Source organism: Marichromatium purpuratum 984, assembly GCF_000224005.2.
Taxonomy (GTDB): domain Bacteria; phylum Pseudomonadota; class Gammaproteobacteria; order Chromatiales; family Chromatiaceae; genus Marichromatium; species Marichromatium purpuratum.
On sequence record NZ_CP007031.1, the window covers coordinates 1,768,609 to 1,791,961 of the forward strand.

Sequence of the window (23,353 nt, forward strand, 5' to 3'; positions counted from 1 at the left end):
TGTTTCATGATTGGAACGCACAGAGATTCCTGCCGTTCGTCTCGGGTAATGAACGTCAACCCAGGTGTGGCGACGATGGTCGTCGGGCTCACTTCAGGGAGGCGCATGATGTCGGCGCAACGCACTGATAAATCAGCGGGCGTGGGAGCGAGGCGAATCTTGTTTCGTGCCTTCGGTGGGGGGGTCTGGCTGTTGTGCTGGGTGGGTGTACCGACGGCGCTGGCCGACGTCTACAAATATGCCGATGCGCACGGCAACGTCTACTTCAGCGATGTACCGCTCAAGGGTGGACAGTACCGCCTGCAATGGCACCGTGAATCCGACCAGCTCGCCGACGAGAATCGCTCCAGATTCTCGCAACTGCAGATCCAGCGCTCGCCCAGGGGCGAGGCCAAGCCGCTCAGCCGCTCCCTGCGAGCCCGGCGCGCGCGCTACGAGGCGCTGGTCTCGGCCAACGCGCGACGTCACGGGCTCTCGCCGGCATTGCTGCACGCAGTGATCCGCGCCGAATCGGCCTATGATCCGCGCGCTGTCTCATCGGCCGGCGCCCAGGGGCTGATGCAGCTGATGCCGGCCACGGCAGCACGCTACGGCGTCGCCGATAGTTTCGATCCGGCTGACAATATCGGCGGTGGCGCGGCCTATCTGCGCGATCTGCTGGATCTCTTCGACAACGACCTGCGCCTTGCCCTGGCCGGCTATAACGCCGGCGAGGGCGCGGTGCTCAAGCATGGTCGCAAGATTCCGCCCTATGCCGAGACCCAGGCCTATGTGCGCAAGGTGTTGCAGTATCTGTGGGCCGAGCGTCCGGTGCACATGACCATTTCGAGTGTGCCGGGTGACGACTGAGCCGAAGGGGCGCGGTCGCGCGTGCGCCGCACGTGCTCAGTCCTCGCCGATGACGCGCTCGTCGCGTGGGGTCGAGAGCAGACGCTCGGCCTCGCCCTGCTGGGCGGCGAAGATCAGTCGATAGTCGACGCCTGGAGGAGCCTCTGCGGCCTGGCGGCGGCTGCGCACCAGGGCGCGAGCGTCCTGGTAGTGCTCGAAGGTGTCGAGGTGTTCGAGCTTGAGCGGCTGCTGGGTGATGCTGTAGACGAAATACGGCATGCGGGCACTCCTGATACCGCCCTCGGGCGGCTCGATCCCTGTGAGGTGGCGTTCGAGTGTATCGCAAAGTCGGGCGCCGGTGGGGCACTGCCGGCGCCCGTATCTGTCAGCGCAGGTTCTTCTTGTAGGAGGGCACCTGGGCGTTGCGCGCCTTGGAGACGTTGGCGAACTCCAGGGTCACGCTGGCCAGTTCCACCCGGGTGAAGTCAGCGCCGGTGAGATCGGCGCGATGGAGGATGGCGCCGCCGAGCACCGCATCGGTGAGATCGGCGTCGGTGAGATCGGCGTAGCGGAAGTTGGCGTCCTGCGCCGAGGCATGGCAGAGCCGCGCGCCGCGCAGATCGGCGCCTTCGAGATTGGCGAGATTGAGCACGGTGAAGCCATCGCTGAAGGCGCTGCCGAGGTCGGCTTCACAGAGCCGGGCGCGGGTGAGGTTGGCATCGTTGAGATGACTGTCGCGCAGGTCGGCGCCGCTGAGATCGGCCTCGGCGAGATTGGCCTTGATCAGGAGCGCGCGATGGGCCCGCGTCCGGACCAGGTTGGCGCCCTGGAAGTCGGCACCGCGCAGGTCGGCATGGGCGAGGGTGGCCCCGGCGAGATCGGCCTGGCGCAGCTCGACGTTGCGCAGGTCGGCGCCGCTGAGATCGGCGCCGGCCAGTCGTGCGGCGTTGAGCATTGCCGCGCGTGCCGGGCGCTCGGCACCGAGGCGGGCGCGCGTCAGGTTGGCCTCGGCGAGATCGGCCGCGCGCAGCTGCGCGCCGACCAGGATCGCCTCGCGCAGACAGCTCCCGTGCAGTCGAGCGCCGACCAGATCGCTGGCGCTGAGATCAGCGCTGCTGAGATCGAGCCCCGAGAGGTCGGCGCCGTCGAGACGCATGTCGCGCAGATCGGCGCCGACGAGAGTGTCACGCTCGATTTCCGCCAGCACCTCGCCACTGTCGCGGTGTCTGATTTCGATCATGCCGGGATCTCCTCCTGGTCCTTGTCGTTGTTGGGTGGGCCTGGGCCGTTGACGCTTCCCGCGTCGACCCGGCCGATCGACAGCCTGTCGATCACGCGGATAAGATTCTCGGTTCGGCGACCGATGGCGGTCGTCGCTGCTCGTGGGCGATTCACGAGACCATTCAACAGGAAGCGCCATGAAACTCGAAACTCTTGCCATCCATGCCGGGTTCGAACCCGATCCCACCACCAAGTCGGTGGTGACCCCGATCTACCAGACCACCAGCTACGCCTTCGACGATACCCAGCACGGCGCCGATCTGTTCGACCTCAAGGTTCCGGGAAATATCTACACCCGGATCATGAATCCCACCACCGACGTGCTCGAGCGCCGGGTCACGGCGATGGAGGGCGGGGTCGGTGGTCTGGCCTTCGCCTCCGGCATGTCGGCGGTCACCAACGCTATCTTCACCCTGGCGCAGGCCGGCGACAACATCATCGCCGTCTCGCGGCTCTACGGCGGTAGCTACAACCTGTTCGCCCACACCCTGCCGCGGCTCGGTATCGAGGTGCGCTTCGCCGAGCCCAACGACATCGCCGCGATGGACGCCCTGGTCGACGCCAAGACCAAGGCGGTCTTCTGCGAGTCGATCGGCAATCCCGCCGGCAACGTCGCCGATGTCCAGGCGATGGCCGACATGGCCCACGCCCACGGCGTGCCGCTGATCGTCGACAACACCGTACCCTCGCCCTATCTGCACCGTCCCTTCGAGCACGGCGCCGATATCGTGGTCCACGCCCTGACCAAGTACATGGCTGGTCACGGTACCACCATCGCCGGAATGCTGGTCGATTCGGGCAAGTTCCCCTGGGCCGAGCACGCTGAGCGTTTCCCGATGCTCAACGAGCCCGATCCGTCCTATCATGGCGTGGTCTATACCCAGGACATGGGCGAGGCGGCCTTCATCACCCGTGCCCGGGTGGTGCCGCTGCGTAACATGGGGGCGGCGCTCGCGCCCTTTAACAGCTTCCTGGTGCTGCAGGGCATCGAGACGCTACCGGTGCGCATGGATCGTCACTGCGAGAACGCACTCGCCGTCGCCCAGTACCTGCAGGACCACCCGCGTGTGGCCTGGGTGCGCTATGCCGGTCTGCCCGACAGCCCCGACCACGCGCTGATCCAGCGCTACATGGACGGCGGCAAGGCCAGCGCCATCCTCTCGTTCGGCATCAAGGGCGGTCGCGAGGCCGGCGCGCGCTTCATCGACGCGCTCCAGCTCACCTTGCGACTGGTCAACATCGGCGATTCCAAGACGCTCGCCTGCCACCCGGCGACCACCACCCACCGCCAGCTCTCGCCCGAGGAGATGGCGCGCGCCGGGGTCAGCGAAGACCTGATCCGGCTCTCGGTCGGTCTCGAACACGTCGACGACATCATCGCCGACCTCGACCAGGCGCTCACCGCCTCGTCCTGATCGCACAAGCCCCCGCATCCGGCGCGGGGGCGCGTTCGTCATGGATCGAATCACCTCGCTGTTTCCGCTCTGGGCATTGCTCGCGAGCCTGCTGGCACTGACTTTTCCCGCGCCGCTGAGTACGCTCGCGCCGGGTATCGTGCCGCTGCTCGGCGTGGTGATGTTCGGCATGGGCGCGACCCTGAGCCCGGGTCAGTTCGCTGCGGTGTTGCGTCGTCCCGGCGTCATCGGCCTGGGCGTGATCCTGCAATATCTGCTGATGCCCTTCGCCGCCTGGGCGATCGGACTCGCACTCGGCCTGCCGCCGCAACTCCTCGCCGGGCTGGTGCTGGTCGGCGCCGCCCCCGGTGGCACGGCCTCCAACGTCATCTGCTATCTGGCACGCGGCGATCTCGCGCTCTCGATCACCCTGACCACGGTCTCGACCCTGCTCGCGGTGCTGCTCACCCCCGTGCTCACCCTGCTCTATGTCGGCGAGCGGGTCGCGGTCCCCGCCCTCGACATGTTCTGGTCGATCCTGCGTATCGTGCTGGTGCCGGTCACCCTCGGGGTGCTGGTCAACCGGTTGCTGGGGTCACGGCTGGCGGTGTTCGAGCGGATCTTCCCGCTGGTCTCGGTGGCGGCCATCGTGTTCATCATCGCGGTGATCGTGGCGCTCAATCACGACCAGCTCGTCACCCTGGGGCCGCTGGTCGCACTCGCCGTGGTGCTGCACAACCTCACCGGATTGAGTCTGGGCTATACGTTGGCGCGCCTGCTGGGGCAGGGCGAGGCGCGGGCGCGGACCCTGGCGATCGAGGTCGGGATGCAGAACTCGGGGCTCGCCGTGGCGCTCGCGATCAAGTCCTTCTCCGCCGCCGCGGCACTGCCCGGCGCATTGTTCTCGATCTGGCACAACCTCTCCGGCGCGCTGCTCGCCGCCTGGTGGTCGCGGCGGCCACCGCCGTCTGGGGCTTGAACCGCATCTTGAACCGCGAAGGCACAAAGCGCGCAAAGGGGGGAAGAGCTTCCAGCGATCAGCCGCCAGCCGCCAGTGGTGGTCTGTCCTCAATCACTGGCGCGAAGCGCAGTCGCTGGAGCTAAAGGCGGCTGTCAGCGTCGTAGGATGGGCAAAGCGCAGCGTGCCCATCAAGGGTCGCGCTGCCGTCGAGTACGGCGCCCACTGGAGGCTGACGACTGGAGGCTTAACCCCCTTCGCGTCCTTTGCGTCTTTGTGGTTTATTGATTATCAAATGCTTGCAAGTTTTTAATGATCCTCGATCGAGGATGAGGGCTTGCGCGGAGGTGGTGCCTGCCCCACCTCGTGGAAATCCTTCCATCGGTTGCCGGATCGCTCGAAACCACTGCTCTATTGGTGCCTAACCCCTTGGCGGGGTGGGCGTGGTGGGGGCGTCGGCGGCGGTGGGTGACGACCCGAGGAGCCTCCGTCATGCTGATCCGCAAGCCTGCCGATATCCCGTCCTCCGAGATCACGCCGCCGCAGGTGTGGCGCGCGCGTCGTACCTTCATCCAGGGCGCCGCGCTGGGGGTGGGCGCGGCGGCGCTGGCGCCGCTCGGCGCCGTCGCTGCGACCTATCCGCGTCCCGGCGAGGACGAACCCCTGACCCCGCGCGAGTTCGTCACCGGCTACAACAATTTCTACGAGTTCGGGACCGACAAGGGGGACCCGGCGGCACACGCCCATCGGCTGCGCACCCGGCCCTGGTCGGTGGTGGTCGATGGCGAGTGCGCGCGTCCCGGCGAGATCGGCATCGAGGACATCCTCTCCGGGTTCGATCAGCAGGAGCGCATCTATCGGCTGCGTTGTGTCGAGGCCTGGGCGATGGTGATCCCCTGGCTCGGTTTCCCGCTCGGTGAGCTGCTGGCGCGTTTCGAGCCGACCTCGCGGGCGCGCTATGTCGCCTTCGAGACCCTGTTCGACCCCGAGCAGATGCCCGGTCAGCGTCGCCGGGTGCTCGACTGGCCCTATCGCGAGGGGCTGCGCATCGACGAGGCGATGCACCCGCTGACGCTGCTCGCCACCGGGCTCTACGGCGAGACCCTGCCGAACCAGAACGGCGCACCGCTACGGCTGGTGGTGCCGTGGAAATACGGCTTCAAGAGCATCAAGTCGATCGTGCGCATCCGCTTCACTGCCGAGCAGCCGCCGGCGACCTGGAACAGGATGCAGCCCGACGAGTACGGCTTCTACGCCAACGTCAATCCCGCCGTCGACCATCCGCGCTGGAGCCAGAAGAGCCATCGCATGATCGGTGGCGGCTGGCTGGCCAAGCGGCGCGAGACCCTGCCGTTCAACGGCTATGCCGAGGAGGTCGCCGGGCTCTATGCCGGCATGGACCTGAGGCGCTTCTACTGATGGCCGGGCGCGACTGGATGGCCTGGGCCAAGCCCGGGGTCTTTCTGCTCTGTCTGCTGCCGCTGGCGCTGACCCTGGCGCAGGGGCTCGGTGGCGGGCTGGCGCTGGGGGCCAATCCGGTCGAGATGCTGCTCCATCGCAGCGGGCTGTGGACCCTGCGGATGCTGCTGCTTACCCTCGCGCTGACCCCGCTCAGCCGAGCCCTCGGTCGGCCCTGGCCGATCCGGCTGCGGCGCATGCTGGGGCTGTTCGCCTTCTTCTACGGCATGCTCCATCTGCTGGTCTATCTGTGGCTCGACCGCGCGCTCGACTGGCCGGTGATCGTCGAGGACCTGACCGCGCGGCCCTACATCGTCGTCGGCATGGTGGCGCTGGTGCTGATGAGCGTGCTGGCGCTGACCTCGACCCGTGGCTGGCAGCGTCGGCTGCGGCGCAACTGGAAGCGGTTGCACCGCGCCGTCTACCTGATCGCGGTGCTCGGGGTGTTGCACTTTCTCTGGCTGGTCAAGGCCGATCTGCGCGAGCCGCTGATCTATGCCGTCATCCTCGGCGTGCTGCTGGCGCTGCGGCTGCCCTGGGGGCGCTGGCGGCGCGCCTCGGCTCAGTCGGTTCAGTCGGCCTCGGCGGTGGCGCGGCGCTCGGCGAGTTCGTCGCGATAATCGAGGAAGTCGAGCAGGTGTGCGCCCAGCCGGGCGTCGATCTCGCCGGCTTCCGGCTCGTGCTCGGGCTGGTCGCGATGCCGATAGGCGAGATCCGGGGCCACCATCTCCAGGGTGATGTAGGCGAACAGACTCTCGGCGACCAGGGTCGCGGCCTGGCAGCGCCATTCCGGCTGATCGCGATCGAGTCGGGCGAGCCGCTCGGGCTCGATGGTGCCGGTCTGCAACCGGGTCCAGTCCTCGATCAGTTGGCGGGTGGGGGCGTCGGTGGTGTCGTGCATGGCGTCTGGCTCCGGGAACTCAATCGGCCAGTCTAGGGATGCCTCCGGGGAGGGTAAACCCCGGAACCCGTCCGGGGTGGAGGCTGATGTCCGAGGCGAGGTGTTCCCGTGTGGCTGTGAATGGTCTTCTGATCCAGCATCTCAGGGGCCGAGGCGCTCTTGTGTTCGCGCTCTTTACGTGTTCTTCGCTGATCTTTCCCATGCGCTTGGCTCTCTTCGGTCTCGAATCTTTTTGATTGTTTTTTATCAGTGTCTTATGAGTTTTTTGAGGGGCTGATTGAGAAGTCTGGACTTGTGTCGCTTCGTTTTATCGGTATCATAAAAAACACAAATCAGCTTCACGGCGTCATGCTCTCACCAAGTCGGTGGAGGTTGCAGGAATGCCTGTTTCGCCCCGTGTGAGGACGTGACAGGACAGGGTGATCGCGGCCATTCCCCGCGCACCATCTACGCCAGAATCGGACATGCGCCGGTTGATCGGATCGCCCAGGTCACTGGCGTGAAGCTGTACCGTCTTTTCGTTCAACCGAGGACGCACGCGGGAGCGCCATCGCGCTTCCGCTGATGATCCGGCGGCTCGGTCATCGCCGATGACCGCCGGGACGTCCCGTCTCCATTCGCGCAGCAGTGCGCGTATCCGCCGCGTGGCGTGTCTGCCCGACTCAGGTCTCGGGTCCATGCCTCGCGATCCGCCGACAGGTCGCCGCGCCGCCCAGTGGCGTGGCCCTCGGCCCCCGACGCCGCAGCATGCGGCGTCTCGCGCGAATCTCGCGCCTCGTGCCCACCCGTGAATCGGGTGGCCAGCCAATGTCAATCGTCGCTCGGCGTCAGCGCCTGGTCTTCGGTCCACGCCATAAAAGCGCGCGTGTCCAACGGACCGCGCGATGCGGCTGCGCGCGCCGTCGCGATGTATCGACCGTTGCAATGTGTTGGGGAGAGACCCCTGACGAAATGAAGTGAGGCCCGTCATCCGCGATGCTCAGGACGTGGGTACGCATTGCTCCTCACCGGTGCGAGGCAATCACCACGGCGAGTGCGCTTCTCGTGCTTGCCACAACACCACGGAGAGACCATGACCGACTCCAAGTCCATGAATCAGGCCGATCGTGATGTCAGCAAGCTGATCGGTGTGACCGCCGCCAAGCTCGACGAGCTCGAGCAGTACTACGACAGCTGGTCCGAGACCTACGAGGACGACCTGACGTCGATGGGCTACGAGGCCCCGCGCATCGCCGCCGAGGCGATCAAGTCGCACCAGATCGACCCCGCGCAGCCGATCCTCGACGCCGGTTGCGGCGTGGGCCTGACCGGGCTGCACCTGGGCAAGCTCGGCTACACCGCGATCACCGGTGTCGACTACTCCCCCAAGTCGCTGGAGAAGGCCGAGGCGCGCAACTGTTACGCCGAGCTGGCGCGCGTGGATCTCAACAAGCCGCTGGACTTCGCCGAGAACCACTTCGCCGCCGCCCAGTGCATCGGCACCCTGACCTATATCGACAACATGGCCGGGCTGATGCGCGAGTTCCATCGCGTGGTCAAGCCCGGCGGCATCGTCCAGCTCAGCCACCGTGTCGACCTCTATGACGACGCCTACAGACAGGCCCTCGGCGCGCTCACCGACCAAGGCCACTGGACCCACGTCCATCACTCCGAGCCCCAGCCCTACATCCCCGGCCACCAGGACTTTGGTGACGACCAGGCGATCATCTTCGACATCTTCCGGGTGAAGTAATCGTCCCAGGCGATTGATTCGCCAAGGCCTGTGGCCGATGTCCAGCATCGGTCACAGGCCTCCCCACCGAGTGTCCGATCGGCCTTGATCGGCGGTTGTCTGTCTCAACGCTGGTCCTCGACCGCTGGAGCCTACAAGGTGGTCACGTTGTACTGAGTGACCGTCTTCTCGCGGACGTCGTCGAGTCGTCCGTAGGCGGGGAGTCCTTCAGTTGCGTTATCATGGGACTCGCCCCGTTCGTGTCCTGCTCTGCTGTCGTCCGCTCCCCGTCCGCCGTGTCTTCCTTGTCCTCCGATCCCTTGGCGCTGGTGTTCCAGGCGCTGGTCCTGCCGTTGTTGTGGTGTCTGCCGCCGTTGTTGGTGTTGCTCGGCGCGCGATTGCTGTTGCCGCGCTGGCGGGGTTGGCAGGGCGAGCGCATGGTCGGGCGGCGGCTCGAGGCGCTGTTCCCCGAGGTGTTGCATGGGGTGGTGTTGCCAGACGGGTGCGGTGGGCTGACCCAGATCGATCATCTGGCGCTGACCCCGCGCGGGTTGCTGGTGGTCGAGACCAAGCACTATCGCGGCGCCATCCAGGGCGCGGCCGAGGCGACGCACTGGGTGCAGCTGATCGGTCGGCGACGCTATCCCTTCGTCAATCCGCTGCACCAGAACCGTCGTCATGTCCGCGCGGTGGAGGCGCTGGGGCTGGGCCAGCCGGTCCATGCGCGGGTGGTGTTCACCGATGAGGCGCGATTCGTCGATGCGGTGCCGGTCGGGGTGTCGCGCTGCGCGACCCTGGCGCGCGATCTGGGCTCCTTGCGTGGTGGCCGGGTGGGACGGGCGCGGTGGGTGGCCTGGAAGCGTCTGCGGAGTCAGGTCCGACGCGGTTGGATCGCGCGTTGGCGACACCGGCGTCAGGTGGAGCGCCGCCACGGTCGCGACGACCGCACCCGGCTGGGCAAGGCGTTGCTTGGGGCGGCGGGCGCGTTGGCGGGGCTGTTGTGGTGGCGGGTGTGGGGGGCGGTCGGGCTGTGAGCCGGGCGGGGCGCCCGTGGACGGGTCCACGGGCGCCGGGGCTCAACCGGCCTGGGGCGCGGTGTTCCCTTCGTCTTCGTCGGTCACCGGACCGGTGTGCTCCTTGGGCGAGAGCAACAGGTAGAAGGCCGGGACCACGAACAGGGTGAACAGGGTCCCGATCCCCAGCCCGGTGACGATCACCAGTCCGATGTCGAAGCGACTGACCGCGCCCGGACCGCTGGCGGTGAGCAGCGGGATCATCGCCACCAGCATCGAGACGGTGGTCATCAGGATCGGGCGCAGTCGGATCGCCGAGGCCTCCTCGACCGCCGCGCGCTTGTCGAGTCCATCGCGTTGGCGCAGCTGGTTGGCGAACTCGACGATGAGGATGCCGTTCTTGGCGATCAGCCCGATCAGGGTGATCAGTCCCACCTGGGTGTAGATGTTGATACTGGCGAAGCCGAGGAAGAGGAACACCATCGCCCCGGCGAGCGACAACGGCACCGACATCAGGATGACGAAGGGATCGCGCCAGCTCTCGAACTGTGCCGCGAGTACCAGATAGACCACCACCAGCGAGAGGAAGAAGGTGACTTCCAGCGCGCCGCCCTCGGACTTGTACTGGCGTGACTCGCCCTTGTAGTCCCAGCTCACGCCGCGCGGGAACTGTTCGCCGGCGATCACCTCCAGCGTACCGAGCGCCTCGCCGAGGGTGACTCCGGGCATCGCCACGCCGGAGACGGTGATGGCGTTGAGCTGCTGGAACTGGATGCGCTTGGACGGTTCGACCTGGTTGCGGATGTTGACCAGGGCGTCGAGCGGGATCAATTCGCCGTCGCCGTTGCGTACGTAGTAGTCGCCGAATTCCTCGACGCTGTCGCGGAAGCGGCGTTCGACCTGGGGGATGACCTGATAGCTGCGTCCCTCCAGACTGAACCAGTTGACGTAGTCCTCGTTGAGCATCACCCCGAGGCTGGTGCCGAGATCGGCCATGCTGATGCCGAGATCGCCGGCGAGATCGCGATCGACCTCGAGCACGGTGCGCGGTCGCTCGTACTTCACGTCCTTGGTGAGGAACATGAATTTGCCGCTGCCCATCGCCTGCCCGAGCAGGGCGTCGGCGATGTCGGTGAGTTCCTTGTGCGAGCGATCCGAGAGGATGACGAACTCGACCGGTAGACCGTCGCCCGGGGTGGGCAGGCTGGGGCGCGGGAAGACCACCGTCTGCATCCCGGTGATCTGCGAGACGGCACCCTGGAGCTGCGGCTCGATCTCCATCTGCGAGCGCTCGCGCTGATCGGTCGGCGGCATCTTGAAGCCGCCGAAGGTGGTGCTCTGGTCACCGCCCATGCCGATGATGATGAAACTCTCCTTGTACTCGGGGAAGGATTCGAAGATCGGCAGCAGCTGGGTGTCGACGTAGTGTTTGTCGTAGTCGATGGTCGCCGACTGTGGTGCGGTGGCCATGAAGAAGAGAATGCTCTGGTCCTCGGTGGGGGCCAAATCCTTCTCGGTCATGGCGTACATCAGATAGATGCCGCCGAGCACCGCGACTGCTACCAACAGGGTCACCGAGGGGTAGCGCAGCCAGCGCGCGAGCAGTCCGCGATAGCTTTTCGACAGCCACTCGAAAAAGTGCTCGACAACACGTTCGAAGCGGCTCTGTTCGGTGCTGGCGTGCAGCACCCGACCGGCGAGCATGGGCGAGAGGGTGAGTGCCACCACGCCCGAGACCAGCACCGCGCCGGCGAGGGTGAAGGCGAACTCGGTGAACAGCGAACCGACCAGTCCACCCATGAAACCGATCGGGGCGTAGACCGCCACCAGTGTGGTGGTCATGGCGATGACCGGCATCGCCAACTCGCGCGCGCCGTCGAGCGCTGCGCGCAGTCCGCTCTTGCCCATCTCGAGATGGCGGTGGACGTTCTCGACGACGATGATGGCGTCATCGACCACCAGCCCGATGGCCAGCACCATCGCCAGCAGGGTGAGCAGGTTGATCGAGAAGCCGAGCAGCAGCATCAGGAAGCCGGCGCCGATGATCGACAGCGGGACGGCCACCGAGGGCACCAGCGCGGCGCGGATCGAGCCGAGCGAGAGGAAGATCACCAGCAGCACGATTAGCACCGCCTCGCCGAGGGTGGTGAAGACCTCGTCGATCGAGGACTGGATGAATTCGCTGCCGTCGTAGGCCTCGATGCCGTTGAGTCCCTCGGGGAACTGAGCGCGCAGGGCGGGCATCAGCGCCTTGACGCGCGAGGCGACCTGCAGCGGGTTGGCCCCTGGGGTCGGTTCGATACCGATGAAGATCGACGGCTTGCCGTCGTGCAGGCTACTCGAGTCGTAGCTCTTGGCGCCGAGTTCGACCCGGGCGATGTCGTCGAGCCTGATCAGGGTGTCGTCCTGGTCGCGGATCACCAGGCGGCGGAAGTCCTCGACTTGGCTGACATCGGTGGTCGCCGAGAGGTCGACCTGCACCATGTTGCCCTTGACCTTGCCGATGCCGGCGAGGTGGTTGTTGTTGGCGAGCACCTGGGCGACCTCGTCGCCGCTGATCCCGAGCGAGGCCATCCGCGTGGGATCAAGCCAGACGCGCATGGCATAGGTCTGGTCGCCGAAGATCTCGGCCTTGGCCACGCCGTCGATCGCCTGGAGCTGGGGCTGGACCACGCGCAGCAGATAGTCGGTGATCTGCGGCAGGGTCATCTGCTCGCTGGTGAAGGCGAGATACATCAGCGCGGTGGAGTCGCCGGTGGAGGAGTCGATCACCGGGTTCTGTGCCGCTTCGGGGAGCACGTTGGTGCGGCTGGCGACCTTGGCCTGGATCTCGGCGACCGCGGCGTTGGGGTCGTAGTTGAGCTTCATGTGCGCCTCGATCATCGAGGTGCCGGCGCTGCTGGTGCCGAGGATGAAGTCGATGCCGTTGGCCTCGGCGATGGCCTGTTGCAGCGGGGTGGTGATGAAGCCCTGCACCAGGTCGCTGCTGGCGCCCGGGTAGGCGGTGGTGACGGTGACCACCGTGTTGTTGGTCTCCGGGTACTGACGGATCTCGAGGTCGAGATAGGAGCGCAGACCGAGGATCAGGATCAGCAGGCTGACGACGCTCGCCAGCACCGGACGACGGATGAAGATATCGGTGAATCTCATTCGGTCTCACCCTCGACATCGGTCGGCTGCTGCGCTGGCTTGTCGACCACGCGCACCGGTTGGCCGTTGGTGAGCTTGACCTGGCCGCCGCGCACCACCCGGTCGCCGGCGACGAGTCCGTCGAGGATGACGACCTCCTCGCCGCGCACCGCGCCGGTGGTGATCTGGCGGCGCTCGACCAGGGTCTGACCGTCACGCTCGACGACGCGATAGACCGAGTCGCCATAGGTGTTGAAGGTGATCGCCTCGCGCGGCAGCGTCAGCACCGACTCCTGGGTCGGCAGCAGGGTCTCGACCCGCGTGAACATGCCCGGACGCAGCGTCAGCTCGGGGTTGTCGAAGCGGGCGCGGATCCTGACGTTGCGCGTGCCCTGATCGATGCCCGGGTCAATGGCCTGGATCTCCCCCTCGAAGACGCGCTCGGGATAGGCCGCCACCCGGACCCGAACCGGCTGCCCGGGGTGGAGCTGGGCGAGATGGCGTTCGGGCAGGGCGTAGTCGACATAGACCGGGTCGAGCGCCTGGAGCGAGACGATGGCGGTGCCGGCGGCGAGGAACTGGCCGAGATCGACCTGACGGATGCCGAGCTGCCCGGCGAAGGGCGCGCGGATGGTCTTCTTGCGGATGTTGGCTTCGGTGGCCTTGACCTCGGCGCGGGCCTGGTCGAGCTGGGCGGCGCGTTCGTCGACATCGCCCTGGGCGACGGCGCGATCGCGCAGCAGGGTGCGGTTGCGCCGCAGTTGGATCTCGGCGAGCTGTTCGGCGGCCTGCAGGCCCTCGAGCGTGGCGCGGTCCACATCGTCCTCGAGGCGCAGTAGAATCTGCCCCGCCTCGACCATGGCGCCGGACTCGAACAGGATCTCGCGAACCTGGCCGTCGACCTCGCTGTTGACCTCCACGCCCTGGACCGCCTGGACCGTGCCGACCCCGGAGAGGGTGGGACTCCAGCTGGTGGTGTCGACGCTGACGGCGGCGACGGCGGTCGCCGGACGGGGCTGGGAGAAGGCGGCCATCTCCTGGGTGATCTGGCTGTATTTGAAGAAGGCGAGTGCGCCGATCAGCGCGGCGAGCGCCACCAGCACGGTGAGGATTCGGGCGATCATGCGTGCTACGAGCCTCTTGCGGTCGATGTCGTTGATGGTGGTGTCGTTGGGGTAGCGGGTGGAGGGCGCGCTCGTGCCGAACGCCGGATGCTCCGGTCCGTCGAGTTACCTGGCGACGTGGTCGCCAATTATAGGGGCGTGAGGATGCGGGCGTCTCGTCGAGACGCCGCCGTTCGTGTCCAAGCGACCCCGATCGATATGGAGAGTTCCCCTTTGGTTCAACAGATGCGTCTCAACGACCCCACTGCCTATCGCCTCGATCGCGAGCCCGAGGTGCTCGCCGGGCTGCTCGACCCGGCAGGTCAGGAGGTGCTCGAACTCGGTTGCGGCGCGGCCTGGATGACGCGGCTGCTGGTCGAGCGCTTCGGCGCCGCGCGGGTGGTCGCCACCGAGGTCGATCGCGCGCAGCTGGCGCGCAACCGCGCGCTCGACCTGCCCCCCACGATCGAGTTGCGCGAGGGCGGTGCCGAGGCCATCGCCGATCCCGACGGACGCTATGCGCAGGTGTTCATGTTCAAGTCGCTGCACCATGTGCCGCCGGCGCTGATGACGCGCGCGCTGCACGAGATCCACCGGGTGCTGGCGCCGGGCGGCGCGCTCTATGTCTCCGAGCCGGTCTATTGGGGCCCCTTCGCCGAGCTGACCGGGCTGATCCACGACGAGCGCGCGGAGCGTGCGGCGGCCTTCGCCGCGCTTGAGGGCGCGGTCGAGGCCGGGCTCTTCGACTGCGAGCACGAGGTCTTCTACCAGGCCGAGGGCAGCTATCCGGACTGGGCGCACTTCGCCGCGCGCTTCATCGATGTCAGCCATCGTGCCGAGCCTTTGCCCGAGGCGCGCCGTGCCGAGATCCGCGCGGCCTTCGAGCGCCACCTGACCCCGAGCGGCGCGCACTTTCTCAAGCCGCACCGCGTCGACCTGCTGCGCAAGCCGGGCTAGCCGACCGGCTCAGGCCGCCTCGCCGACGCGTGTGAGCACGCGCTTGGCCTCGTTGATCTTGGCCGCGAGATAGGCCGAGCCGCCGCGATCCGGGTGCATGCGCTGGATCAGTCGGCGATGGGCGGCGCGGATCGCGTCGTTGTCGGCGTTGGTGGTCACCCCGAGGATGGCACGCGCCTCGTCGTCGCCCATCCGCGTGTCGCTCGGTCGCGGCGGTGCGCTGCGCGGCTCCTGTTCCTGACGGGTGCGGGCGCGCTCGGCGAAGCGCTGTCCGCGCTCGCGCGAGAGATAGACCTCGAGGGCCTCGGCCGAGTCGGCGTCGCTGGCACAGCCGCCGGCGAGCAGTTCGAGCAGGGCCTCGGTGGCGATCGACTCGAGCCGCTGTCCCTGCAGTGGACCGAGCAGGATCTCGCCGCCGATACGTCCGGAGAGATGGTCGATCTCGAGTCGCACCCAGCGGGTGGTCATGCGCGATTCGTAGGGACCCTGATAACGCGCCCGAGCGTTCTCGCGATTGAACTCGCGCACCCACATCACGGTGGCGCCGGCCACCGCGCTCGGCATCAGGATGAAGTTGACCACCGGGACCATCCCGAGCCCGGCGGCCGCCGCGCCGAAGCCAAGGCTGAGTCCGCGCTCACCGCGCAGCCGCGCGCGCATCTCGCGGAACTTCAGGCCGTGGTTGCCCATCGGGTAGTCGCTGTATTGCACCGCGAGGATCCAGGCGGTGTAGAGGAACCACAACAGCGGGCCGACCACCGGCACGAACAGCAGTACCAGGAAGGGGATGGCCAGGGCCAGGGCATAGACCACCTTCACCAGCTCGTCGAGCAGGGTCGGCAGCAGGTCCTTGAGGAGCTTGCCGACGCCGCCGCTCTCCTGCAGCGGCCGACCGGTGAGCAGCAGCTCGACCTTTTCGGCGAGCAGATTGTTGAACGGCGAGGCGATCAGGTTGGCGACCAGGTTGAAGGTGTAGAACACCACCACCAGCAGCAGGAGCGCGAACACCGGCCAGAGGATCCATTCGAGCCAGCCGAGCCAACTCGGGATCTGGGCCTCGACGAGGTCGAGGAAGGCGGCGAACTCGCGGGCGCCGAGATAGATCGCCAGCGAGAAGACGAGGATATTGACCGCCAGCGGGATCAGCACGAAGCGTCTGAGTCCGGGGCGGGTGATGAGCCGGACGCCTTGCAACAGGTATCCGGCACCGAGCATGGGTTTGGCGACCATAAGCGGCATCTGACGTCGTTTGTCGAGGGTCTGGACACGCCGGTCCTGACCCTGGGGTTAAGGGCGATCCTGAGGATCGGGGAGAGCCGTGAGATACGGGGGCGTTGCGGTCGGGACGCGGCGGCCCGCATCGGCAGCAGTATACTCAGCACGAGACCTCGATGCAGTGCACAAAACGCACGGGAGGTGGACGATGTCGATCGCGCGTCGCGCGCGTCACTGGCGAGCGCTTGCCGATGGCCGGGTGCGCTGCACGCTCTGCCCGCGTCGCTGTCGGCTGGCCGAGGGGCAGCGCGGCGCCTGCTTCGTGCGCGCCTGCCGCGATGGCGCACTGGTGCTCAGCGAGGAGGCGGCCCGGCCGCTCGGCTGTCGTCCCGATCCGATCGAGAAGAAGCCGCTCTACCACTTCCTGCCGGGGTCGCTGACCTATTCCTTCGGTACTGCCGGCTGCAACCTCGCCTGCCGCTACTGCCAGAACTGGGAGATGAGCCGGGCGCGCGCCGCGGTCACGGGGAGCGGCGCGACGACCGATCCGGCGCGGATCGTCGCCGCCGCCGGGGCGAGCGGGTGTCGCTCGCTGGCCTTCACCTACAACGACCCGGTGGTGTTCCACGAGTACGCGCTCGATTGTGCCGCGGCGGCGCACGCGGCGGGGCTGTACACGGTGGCGGTGAGCGCCGGTTACGTGCTGCCCGCGCCGCGCGCCGAGTTCTATGCCGTGATCGATGCCGCCAACATCGACCTCAAGGCTTTCGACGACCGCTTCTATCGTCGGCTCTGTGGTGCCCGGTTGGCGCCGGTGCTCGAGACCCTGGAGTCTCTGGTGCACGAGACCGCCGTCTGGGTCGAGATCACCACCATGCTGATCCCCGGCGAGAACGACGACCCGCGTCGGTTGCACGCGCTGAGTGCCTGGATCGCCCGGCATCTCGGCTGCGAGGTCCCGCTGCACCTCAGCGCCTTCCATCCCGCCCACCGCATGCGCGACCACGCCGCCACCTCGGTCGAAACCCTGGTGCGCGCCCGCGAGATCGCACACGCCAACGGGCTGCGTCATGTCTATCTCGGCAACCTGGGAGCCGAGATCGGGCGTGATACCCGATGCGCGACCTGTGGGGCACGGTTGATCATGCGCGCCGGTTATCTGATGGTGGGCTGGGCGCTGGATGACATGGGGCATTGTCTGGTTTGTGGTGCGCGCTGTCAGGGGGTCTTCACGACATCCACCCGGGACATCGTCTTGAATCATCCCGCTCGCGCGCCGACCTAGTCGTTTGTGTCGACGTTGTCCCCATGGTTGGGGTGTCGATATCCTTGATCGTCACCTCTTGCGAAACGCGGGCCCCGAGCCCCACGGTGGACAAATCCATGGAGCAGCCCCGTTTGCATATCCTCCTGCTGGAGGATGCCTCCAGCGCGTCACTGGCGCTCGATGCCGTGTGCGAGGGCGGGGCGCATGTGCTCGAGCGCCATCGTCTCGACCAGCCCGGTCTGGCGGAGCTGATTGCCGATCGTGTCGATGACTGGGATCTCGTCCTCTGCGATGGTCGTGCCGTGAGCACCGACCTGGAGCGTGTGCTGACAGGGGTCGGCGCGTTGCCGGTGCTGCTGCTCTCGCCGCTCGACGACGGTGGCGCGGGTGGGTATCGCGCCTGGGAGGCGTTGCCCGGTCCCTTCGTCGATCATCTTGCCAAGGTGGCCGTCTCGTGCCCGGCGTCGGCCGGTGACGGCGACTCGATCCGGCTGGAACGGATCGTCGCCAGTGTGCCTGGCATAATCTACGCCTATCGGCTCGACGCCGCGGGTGTGCCGCTGCTCCAGTTCATCACCTCGATGGTCGAGCCGATCCTCGGGATCCGTGCGAAGGAGCTGTTCAACGACAGTCATCGCTTCATCGCCAACATCCACCCCCAGGACCTACCGCGCGTGCTAGCGCACCATCGTCATTGCGAACGCGAACTCTGCCATCGTCACGATCAGTATCGCTATCTCCATCCCGTGCTGGGTGAGCGCTGGCTGGAGGCCTGGTCGGTGCCGGGGCGTGAGCGCGACGGCACCGTCCTCTGGTACGGCTATCTGCACGACATCACCGAACGCAAGTACGCCGAGATCGCGCTCGAGGACGAGCGTCGGCGATTGAGCACACTGATCGAGACCATCCCCGATCAGGTCTGGTTGAAGGATCTCCAGGGGCAATACCTCGCCTGTAACCTGTCGTTGGCCCGCTGTATCGGGCGCGATAAGCGACGCATCCTCGGGCGTACTGATCGCGAGATCTTCTCCGAGCCGCTTGCCGAGCGAATGGGGCGGTGTGATCGCGAGGCGATCGAACACGGTGGCGCGATCCGCTACGAGCTGTGGTTCGACTGCGCCGATGGCAAACGGGTTCGGATGCAAACGATCAATACCCCGGTGTTCGATGCCGGTGGGGCGCTGGTCGGCGTGCTCGGTGTGGGGCGTGACGTCACCGTCGCGCACGAGGCCCAGCGGGCGCGGTTGGAGAGCGAGAAGCGCTATCGCGACCTGATCGAGCACGCCAACAGCGCCATCATCCGGCTCGGGCGCACCGCGCGGATCGAATTCGTCAACCCCTATGCCGAGCGCTTCTTCGGCTATCGCGCCGCCGAGTTGATCGGCATGCCCTTCACGGTGCTGCTGGCGCCTGCCGATTCCGTCGCGCCGCGCCGCTCGCAGCGGCTGTTCGGAGGGGACGAGGGGCACGCCAGCTGGATCGAGCGCAACCAGTGTCGCGATGGGCGAGAGGTGTGGATGAACTGGACCAACAAGCCGGTGCTCGATGCCTCCGGTGAATTGGTCGAGGTGCTCGCCATCGGCAACGACATCACCGAACTCAAGCGTACCGAGTCGGCGCTGCGCGAGAGTGAGGAGCGCTTCCGTGCGCTGTTCGAGAACATGCACGTCGGTTTCGCGCTGCACGAGGTGATCACCGATGCCGAGGGCCATGCGGTCGACTATCGCTTCCTTGCCGTCAATCCGGCCTATACCCGAATGACCGGTCTCGTGCAGGAACAGGTCATCGGGCGTTGTGTCAAGGAGGTGATCCCCGGCATCGAGCATGACCCGGTCGACTGGATCGGGCGTTACGGACACGTGGCGCTCACCGGCGAGCCGACCCGTTTCGAGGCCTACGCGGTCTATTTCGATCGTTGGTTCAACCTGATCGCCTATTCACCCGCGCCCGGACAGTTCGCGGTGCTGGTTGAGGACATCAGCGAGCGCAAGCGGATCGAGACCGAACTCGAGAGCCGCCGGCGCGATCTCGAGGCGCAGGTGCGCACGCGCACCGTCGAGCTGGAGACGGCCAAACGTGCTGCCGAATCGGCCAGCGAGGCCAAGAGCCTGTTCCTGGCCAACATGAGCCACGAGATCCGCACCCCGATGAACGCCATTATCGGACTGACCGAGCTGCTGCGCCGCGAGCACGCCGGGCCTGAGCTGCGCGAACGGGTCGAGCGGATCAACGAGGCGGCCCATCACCTGATGGGGTTGATCGACGACATCCTCGATCTGTCGCGGATCGAGGCCGGCAAGCTGGTGATCAATCGCGAACCCTTTGCCATGATCGATCTGTTCGATCAGTCGATCGCCCTGCTGGAGAACCGCGCCGAGGAGAAGGGGTTGAGGGTCCGGCGCGAGATCGCAGCGGACATTCCGGCGGTGCTGATCGGCGACGTGTTGCGCCTGCGCCAGATCCTGCTCAACTTCCTCGGTAACGCCGTGAAGTTCACCGAGCGGGGCGAGGTGGTAGTCTCGGCCGGGCTGATCGCGCGTGACGCCGGACGGGTGCGGTTGCGCATCGCGGTGCGCGACACCGGTATCGGGCTCGATGCCACCCAGCAGGTGCGTATCTTCGAGCTGTTCGAGCAGGTCGACGGCTCGTCCACCCGACGCTACGGCGGTGTCGGGCTAGGGTTGGCGATCAGTCGTCGACTGAGTCTGCTGCTCGGTGGCGAGATCGGTGTCGAGAGTCGTCTCAAGGTGGGGAGTACCTTCTGGGTGGAGCTGCCCTTCGAGATCGCCGAGCAGGACCTGGAGGCGGCGTCCGTCGATCACGCCTCGCAACCGTCATCGCCGGCGTGTCTGCGCGGTGCGCGGGTGCTGCTAGTGGAGGACAATCGGGTCAACCAAGACGTGGCGCGCGAGATCCTCGAGTGGGTCGGGGTACGGGTCGAGGTCGCTGGGGATGGCGCCGAGGCGTTGGCACTGGCCCGTGAGTCGGTGTTCGACCTGGTACTGATGGACATCCAGATGCCGGTGCTCGATGGTCTCGAGGCGACCCGACGCCTGCGTCGGCTACCCGGTTATGCCGACACCCCGATCCTGGCGATGACCGCCAACGTCTTCGAGGAGGACGAGCGCCGCTGTCTGGCGGCGGGGATGAACGGGCATCTCGCCAAGCCGATCGACCCGGATCGACTCTACACGGTCATTGCCGACTGGCTGCAACGGCCATCGGTGGCGATGACACGCGATGACGGCGGCTTCGAGGAGCGACTGCGTGCGCTCGCCGGGGTGGATCTCGACCAGGCGATGAGCAGGGCCGGCGGGTGCGTCGAGAGCCTGGCGCTGCGGTTTACCCACTTCGTCGAGGCCCATGGCGTCGATACCGCGCGGTTGCGCGCGCTGCTCGCCACCGGGCGTGGCGATGATCTCGAGCTGGTGGTGCGCCATGCCCACGAGCTTGGAGAGGCCGCCGGTGCGCTGGGGCTGACACGCGTGATGGCGTGCGCCGCCGGATTCGAGCTGGCGGTGCGTGACGGAGTCGATCACCGAGCGGCCTTCGCGCAGCTCGAGCTGGCGCTGACCGAGACCTGTGACGGGGTACGCCGGGCGCTGGCCACGCTCACCCGCCCTGATGCCGAGCCCCGGGAGAGACCGGACGAGGATGAGGCGTTGATCGACTGGCAGGCGTTGCGCGACAAGTTCGGTGGTCGGGATGCGTTTATCCAGCGTCTGCTCGCCTCCATGTGTGATTCTCATACAGAGACTCCGGCGCTGCTGCGTGCAGCCGCCGAGAGTGAGGATCATCAACGGATCGCTGCCATGGCGCACACCTTGGCCGGCAGCGCGGGCAATCTCGAGATCCCCTCGGTGGCGCGCCTGGCGCGCGAGGTCGAGCGGGCGGCGCATGAGTGCGATGCGCAGGCTGGCGCCTTGGCCGGTCGGCTGGCCGACAGGCTCACCCGCCTGCTCGAAGAGATCGCCCGTGCACGCTGATGCTGGAGGATTTCTCGTGGAGAAGAACAGATGACCGAGTTGCTGGTGGTCGACGACGAACCCTTGAATCTGGAGATCATCGCCGATTTCCTCCAGGCGCCCGAGCGGATCTTCACCTTCGCGCAGGATGGTCAGGAGGCCTGGGACAGGCTGCGGGCCGAGCCCTCGCGCTTCGACCTGCTGATCCTCGATCGACGGATGCCGCGGATGGACGGTATCGAACTGCTCGAACTGGTGGTCAGGGATCCGCGTTTCGAGGATCTGCCGGTGATCATGCAGACGGTGGCCAGCTCGCCCGAGGAGGTCGCCCAAGGGCTATCGGCCGGGGCCTGGTACTATCTGGCCAAGCCCTATCAGGCCGAGGCGCTGCAGCGTATCGTCAATGCCGCGTTGCTCGATCGGCGCAACCGTCATGCGCTGCGCCAACTCCAGCGCGAGATCTCCAGTACTTGGGGACTTCTGCGAGAGGGTCGCTTCCGTTTCCGCGAGCCGCGCCATGCCTCACTGCTGGCGGTACAGCTCGCCGATCTCTGTCCACGCGCCTCGCTGGTGGCCATGGGACTCTCCGAGCTGATGATCAACGCCATCGAGCACGGTCTGCTCGGGATCGGCTATGAGGAGAAGGGACGGTTGCTGGCGCAGGATGCCCTGAACGACGAGATCGAGCGCCGCCTGGCCCGGCCCGAACAGGCCTCGCGGTGGGCTGAGCTGTGGCTGCGACGCGAGGCCGAGCGGATCTGTTTCACCGTCTGCGATCATGGTCCCGGTTTCGATTGGGCGCCCTATCTGGAGCTGGCGCCGGAGCGCGCCTTCCATCATCACGGTCGTGGGATCGCCATGGCCCGCCAACTCGCCTTCAGTGCGCTCGACTATCAAGGACGGGGGAACGTCGTGCAGGCGTGGGTGAGCCTGAACGAGTCGACGCCGGAGTCCAATGATGACTGAGTCGAGGCCTGCATGCGTCGGGCATTGATCGTCGAGGATGACCAGTCCATCGGTCCCTTGCTGGTCCAGCTGATACGCCGCCTTTGGCCCCAGGCCGTGGTCGAGCACTGTGTCGACGGGCGCTCGGCGCTCGATGCCTGGCGGCGTCACGGCGGGGCCGATCTGGTGTTGCTCGACTGGGGCCTGCCGGATACCACCGGGACGGCGTTGCTGAAGACGATTCGCGCCACTGGCCGCAAGGCGGTGTGCGTGATGGTCTCGGGACATGCCGATCGTGATCGCATCATCGAGGCGCGGCGCCTTCAGGCCGATGCCTATATCGTCAAGCCGTTCCGTGCCGCCGAGATGATGGCGCGGTTGCGCGAGGTCGTCGACGCCTCAGGTGCGGTGACTGCGGTAACCGCGGCGAACGACGACCTCGAAGCCTTGCCCGCATTCGTGTCGCGGATGCTCGAGCACGAGTTGCTGGGGGTGCCGCTCGATCCGGCGTTGGCCGAGGCGTTGGAGGGGATGGCCGATCTCGACGCCGAGGCCCGCCTCAAGCTGATGCGTCGCTGCCAGTTCGAGCCGGCGTTGGTCGGCCCGCTGCTGGGGCTGGCCAACAGCAGCCCCTACAATGACGGCTCGGTGCTGATCGAGACCCCGGCGAGCGCACTCGAACGGGTCGGTTCGACGGTGCTGGTCAATATCGCGGTGACCGCCGCGCTCCATGCCGGCAGCGCACTCGACGCCGAGGTGTTGGTGGCGCACGAGCGCCGTCTGCGCCAGGAGTCGCTGGCGCTGGTGCGACTGCTCAATGTCCTCGGGCGCGCGCTGCGCGTGGATGTCGCCGGGTGCCGTGCCGCGGCCATGCTCACGCGTCTCGGTGAGCTGGCGCTGCTGGTGCTCCAGCAACGCTGGGTCGATCTGGGCGGGCGACTCGATCCGAGCGCGTGCGAGCGACTGCTCGCCGGGTGTGCCGCCGAGACCGGTCATCAGCTCAAGGTGCAGTGGGGGATACCGACCGCGCTTCAGATGCGGATCGGCGCGGTCTATCAGCTACCGAGTGGAACCGTCCATCGCGATACCATCCTGATGCGAATCGTCGGTCTGGTGCACGGCGAGCGCGACGGTGATGAACTCAACCGGCTGCTCTCGCGGCTCGGCATCGAACAGACCCCGCAACGGTTGCGCGCGCAGGCGGCTGAACTCGGCGACTGAGGCCTCG

Annotated in this window: 18 protein-coding genes; 12 read left to right on the forward strand and 6 right to left on the reverse strand. The window is 66.8% G+C overall.

Annotated features, from left to right (window positions below):
• Nucleotides 1-108: 108 nt before the first annotated feature.
• A complete protein-coding gene (locus MARPU_RS08005) occupies nucleotides 109-849 on the forward strand; it encodes a lytic transglycosylase domain-containing protein (protein ID WP_005223883.1) in 741 nt (246 codons plus the stop codon).
• 36 nt (nucleotides 850-885) lie between these two features.
• Here MARPU_RS08005 and MARPU_RS08010 read toward each other — a convergent pair whose 3' ends face one another.
• Together MARPU_RS08010 and MARPU_RS08015 are read right to left on the reverse strand one after the other, a co-directional pair.
• Nucleotides 886-1,107, reverse strand: a complete 222-nt coding sequence (locus MARPU_RS08010) for a hypothetical protein (RefSeq protein WP_005223884.1) — start codon at nucleotides 1,105-1,107, stop codon at nucleotides 886-888.
• Nucleotides 1,108-1,213: 106 nt separating this feature from the next.
• Nucleotides 1,214-2,068 carry a pentapeptide repeat-containing protein gene (locus MARPU_RS08015; RefSeq protein ID WP_005223885.1) on the reverse strand — a complete coding sequence of 285 codons (855 nt, stop codon included), beginning with the start codon at nucleotides 2,066-2,068 and terminating at the stop codon, nucleotides 1,214-1,216.
• A 178-nt stretch (nucleotides 2,069-2,246) separates the two neighbouring features.
• Here MARPU_RS08015 and MARPU_RS08020 point away from each other — a divergent pair, with 178 nt between their 5' ends.
• The 4 genes from MARPU_RS08020 to MARPU_RS08035 all read left to right on the forward strand — a co-directional run bounded on the left by MARPU_RS08020 (nucleotide 2,247) and on the right by MARPU_RS08035 (nucleotide 6,539).
• Nucleotides 2,247-3,524, forward strand: a complete 1,278-nt coding sequence (locus MARPU_RS08020) for an O-acetylhomoserine aminocarboxypropyltransferase/cysteine synthase family protein (protein ID WP_005223886.1) — start codon at nucleotides 2,247-2,249, stop codon at nucleotides 3,522-3,524.
• Nucleotides 3,525-3,564: 40 nt separating this feature from the next.
• Nucleotides 3,565-4,482 (forward strand): bile acid:sodium symporter family protein, encoded by a 918-nt coding sequence (locus MARPU_RS08025; protein WP_005223887.1) that lies wholly within the window; start codon nucleotides 3,565-3,567, stop codon nucleotides 4,480-4,482.
• Between the two features lie 471 nt (nucleotides 4,483-4,953).
• The gene (gene msrP / locus MARPU_RS08030) at nucleotides 4,954-5,880 is read left to right on the forward strand and encodes a protein-methionine-sulfoxide reductase catalytic subunit MsrP (protein ID WP_005223888.1); all 927 of its coding nucleotides are present in this window, start codon (nucleotides 4,954-4,956) and stop codon (nucleotides 5,878-5,880) included.
• Complete coding sequence (locus MARPU_RS08035) at nucleotides 5,880-6,539, forward strand: protein-methionine-sulfoxide reductase heme-binding subunit MsrQ (RefSeq protein WP_005223889.1); 660 nt, start codon at nucleotides 5,880-5,882, stop codon at nucleotides 6,537-6,539. The genes msrP and MARPU_RS08035 overlap by 1 nt, the downstream gene beginning before the upstream one ends.
• On the opposite strand, the gene MARPU_RS08040 is transcribed toward MARPU_RS08035, so the two are convergent.
• Nucleotides 6,491-6,820, reverse strand: a complete 330-nt coding sequence (locus tag MARPU_RS08040) for a hypothetical protein (protein WP_005223890.1) — start codon at nucleotides 6,818-6,820, stop codon at nucleotides 6,491-6,493. The genes MARPU_RS08035 and MARPU_RS08040 overlap by 49 nt on opposite strands.
• Nucleotides 6,821-7,892: 1,072 nt before the next feature.
• On the opposite strand from MARPU_RS08040, the gene MARPU_RS08045 reads away from it, so the two are divergent.
• Nucleotides 7,893-8,552, forward strand: a complete 660-nt coding sequence (locus tag MARPU_RS08045) for a class I SAM-dependent DNA methyltransferase (RefSeq protein ID WP_005223892.1) — start codon at nucleotides 7,893-7,895, stop codon at nucleotides 8,550-8,552.
• A gap of 284 nt (nucleotides 8,553-8,836) precedes the next feature.
• Complete coding sequence (locus MARPU_RS16625) at nucleotides 8,837-9,565, forward strand: nuclease-related domain-containing protein (protein ID WP_198015501.1); 729 nt, start codon at nucleotides 8,837-8,839, stop codon at nucleotides 9,563-9,565.
• A gap of 42 nt (nucleotides 9,566-9,607) precedes the next feature.
• Here MARPU_RS16625 and MARPU_RS08055 read toward each other — a convergent pair whose 3' ends face one another.
• Both MARPU_RS08055 and MARPU_RS08060 read right to left on the reverse strand, forming a co-directional pair.
• A complete protein-coding gene (locus MARPU_RS08055) occupies nucleotides 9,608-12,694 on the reverse strand; it encodes an efflux RND transporter permease subunit (protein ID WP_005223894.1) in 3,087 nt (1,028 codons plus the stop codon).
• Nucleotides 12,691-13,797, reverse strand: coding sequence for an efflux RND transporter periplasmic adaptor subunit (locus MARPU_RS08060; protein ID WP_005223895.1), 1,107 nt, complete (start codon nucleotides 13,795-13,797; stop codon nucleotides 12,691-12,693). The genes MARPU_RS08055 and MARPU_RS08060 overlap by 4 nt, the downstream gene beginning before the upstream one ends.
• 213 nt (nucleotides 13,798-14,010) lie before the next feature.
• On the opposite strand from MARPU_RS08060, the gene MARPU_RS08065 reads away from it, so the two are divergent.
• Nucleotides 14,011-14,733: a class I SAM-dependent methyltransferase gene (locus tag MARPU_RS08065; protein ID WP_005223896.1), complete on the forward strand. Its 723-nt coding sequence runs from the start codon at nucleotides 14,011-14,013 to the stop codon at nucleotides 14,731-14,733.
• A gap of 9 nt (nucleotides 14,734-14,742) precedes the next feature.
• Here MARPU_RS08065 and cysZ read toward each other — a convergent pair whose 3' ends face one another.
• Nucleotides 14,743-15,963 carry a sulfate transporter CysZ gene (gene cysZ / locus MARPU_RS08070; RefSeq protein ID WP_005223897.1) on the reverse strand — a complete coding sequence of 407 codons (1,221 nt, stop codon included), beginning with the start codon at nucleotides 15,961-15,963 and terminating at the stop codon, nucleotides 14,743-14,745.
• Between the two features lie 193 nt (nucleotides 15,964-16,156).
• Between cysZ and amrS the strand changes: the two genes are divergently transcribed.
• From amrS to MARPU_RS08090, 4 genes are all read left to right on the forward strand, one after another.
• Nucleotides 16,157-17,233, forward strand: coding sequence for an AmmeMemoRadiSam system radical SAM enzyme (gene amrS / locus MARPU_RS08075; RefSeq protein ID WP_005223898.1), 1,077 nt, complete (start codon nucleotides 16,157-16,159; stop codon nucleotides 17,231-17,233).
• 98 nt (nucleotides 17,234-17,331) lie between these two features.
• Entirely contained in the window at nucleotides 17,332-21,201 is a 3,870-nt protein-coding gene (locus tag MARPU_RS16630) for a PAS domain S-box protein (RefSeq protein WP_005223899.1), read from the forward strand.
• A 30-nt stretch (nucleotides 21,202-21,231) separates the two neighbouring features.
• Nucleotides 21,232-22,146, forward strand: a complete 915-nt coding sequence (locus MARPU_RS08085; protein ID WP_005223900.1) for a response regulator — start codon at nucleotides 21,232-21,234, stop codon at nucleotides 22,144-22,146.
• Between the two features lie 12 nt (nucleotides 22,147-22,158).
• The gene (locus tag MARPU_RS08090) at nucleotides 22,159-23,346 is read left to right on the forward strand and encodes a response regulator (protein ID WP_005223901.1); all 1,188 of its coding nucleotides are present in this window, start codon (nucleotides 22,159-22,161) and stop codon (nucleotides 23,344-23,346) included.
• The last annotated feature ends 7 nt before the right edge of the window (nucleotides 23,347-23,353 follow it).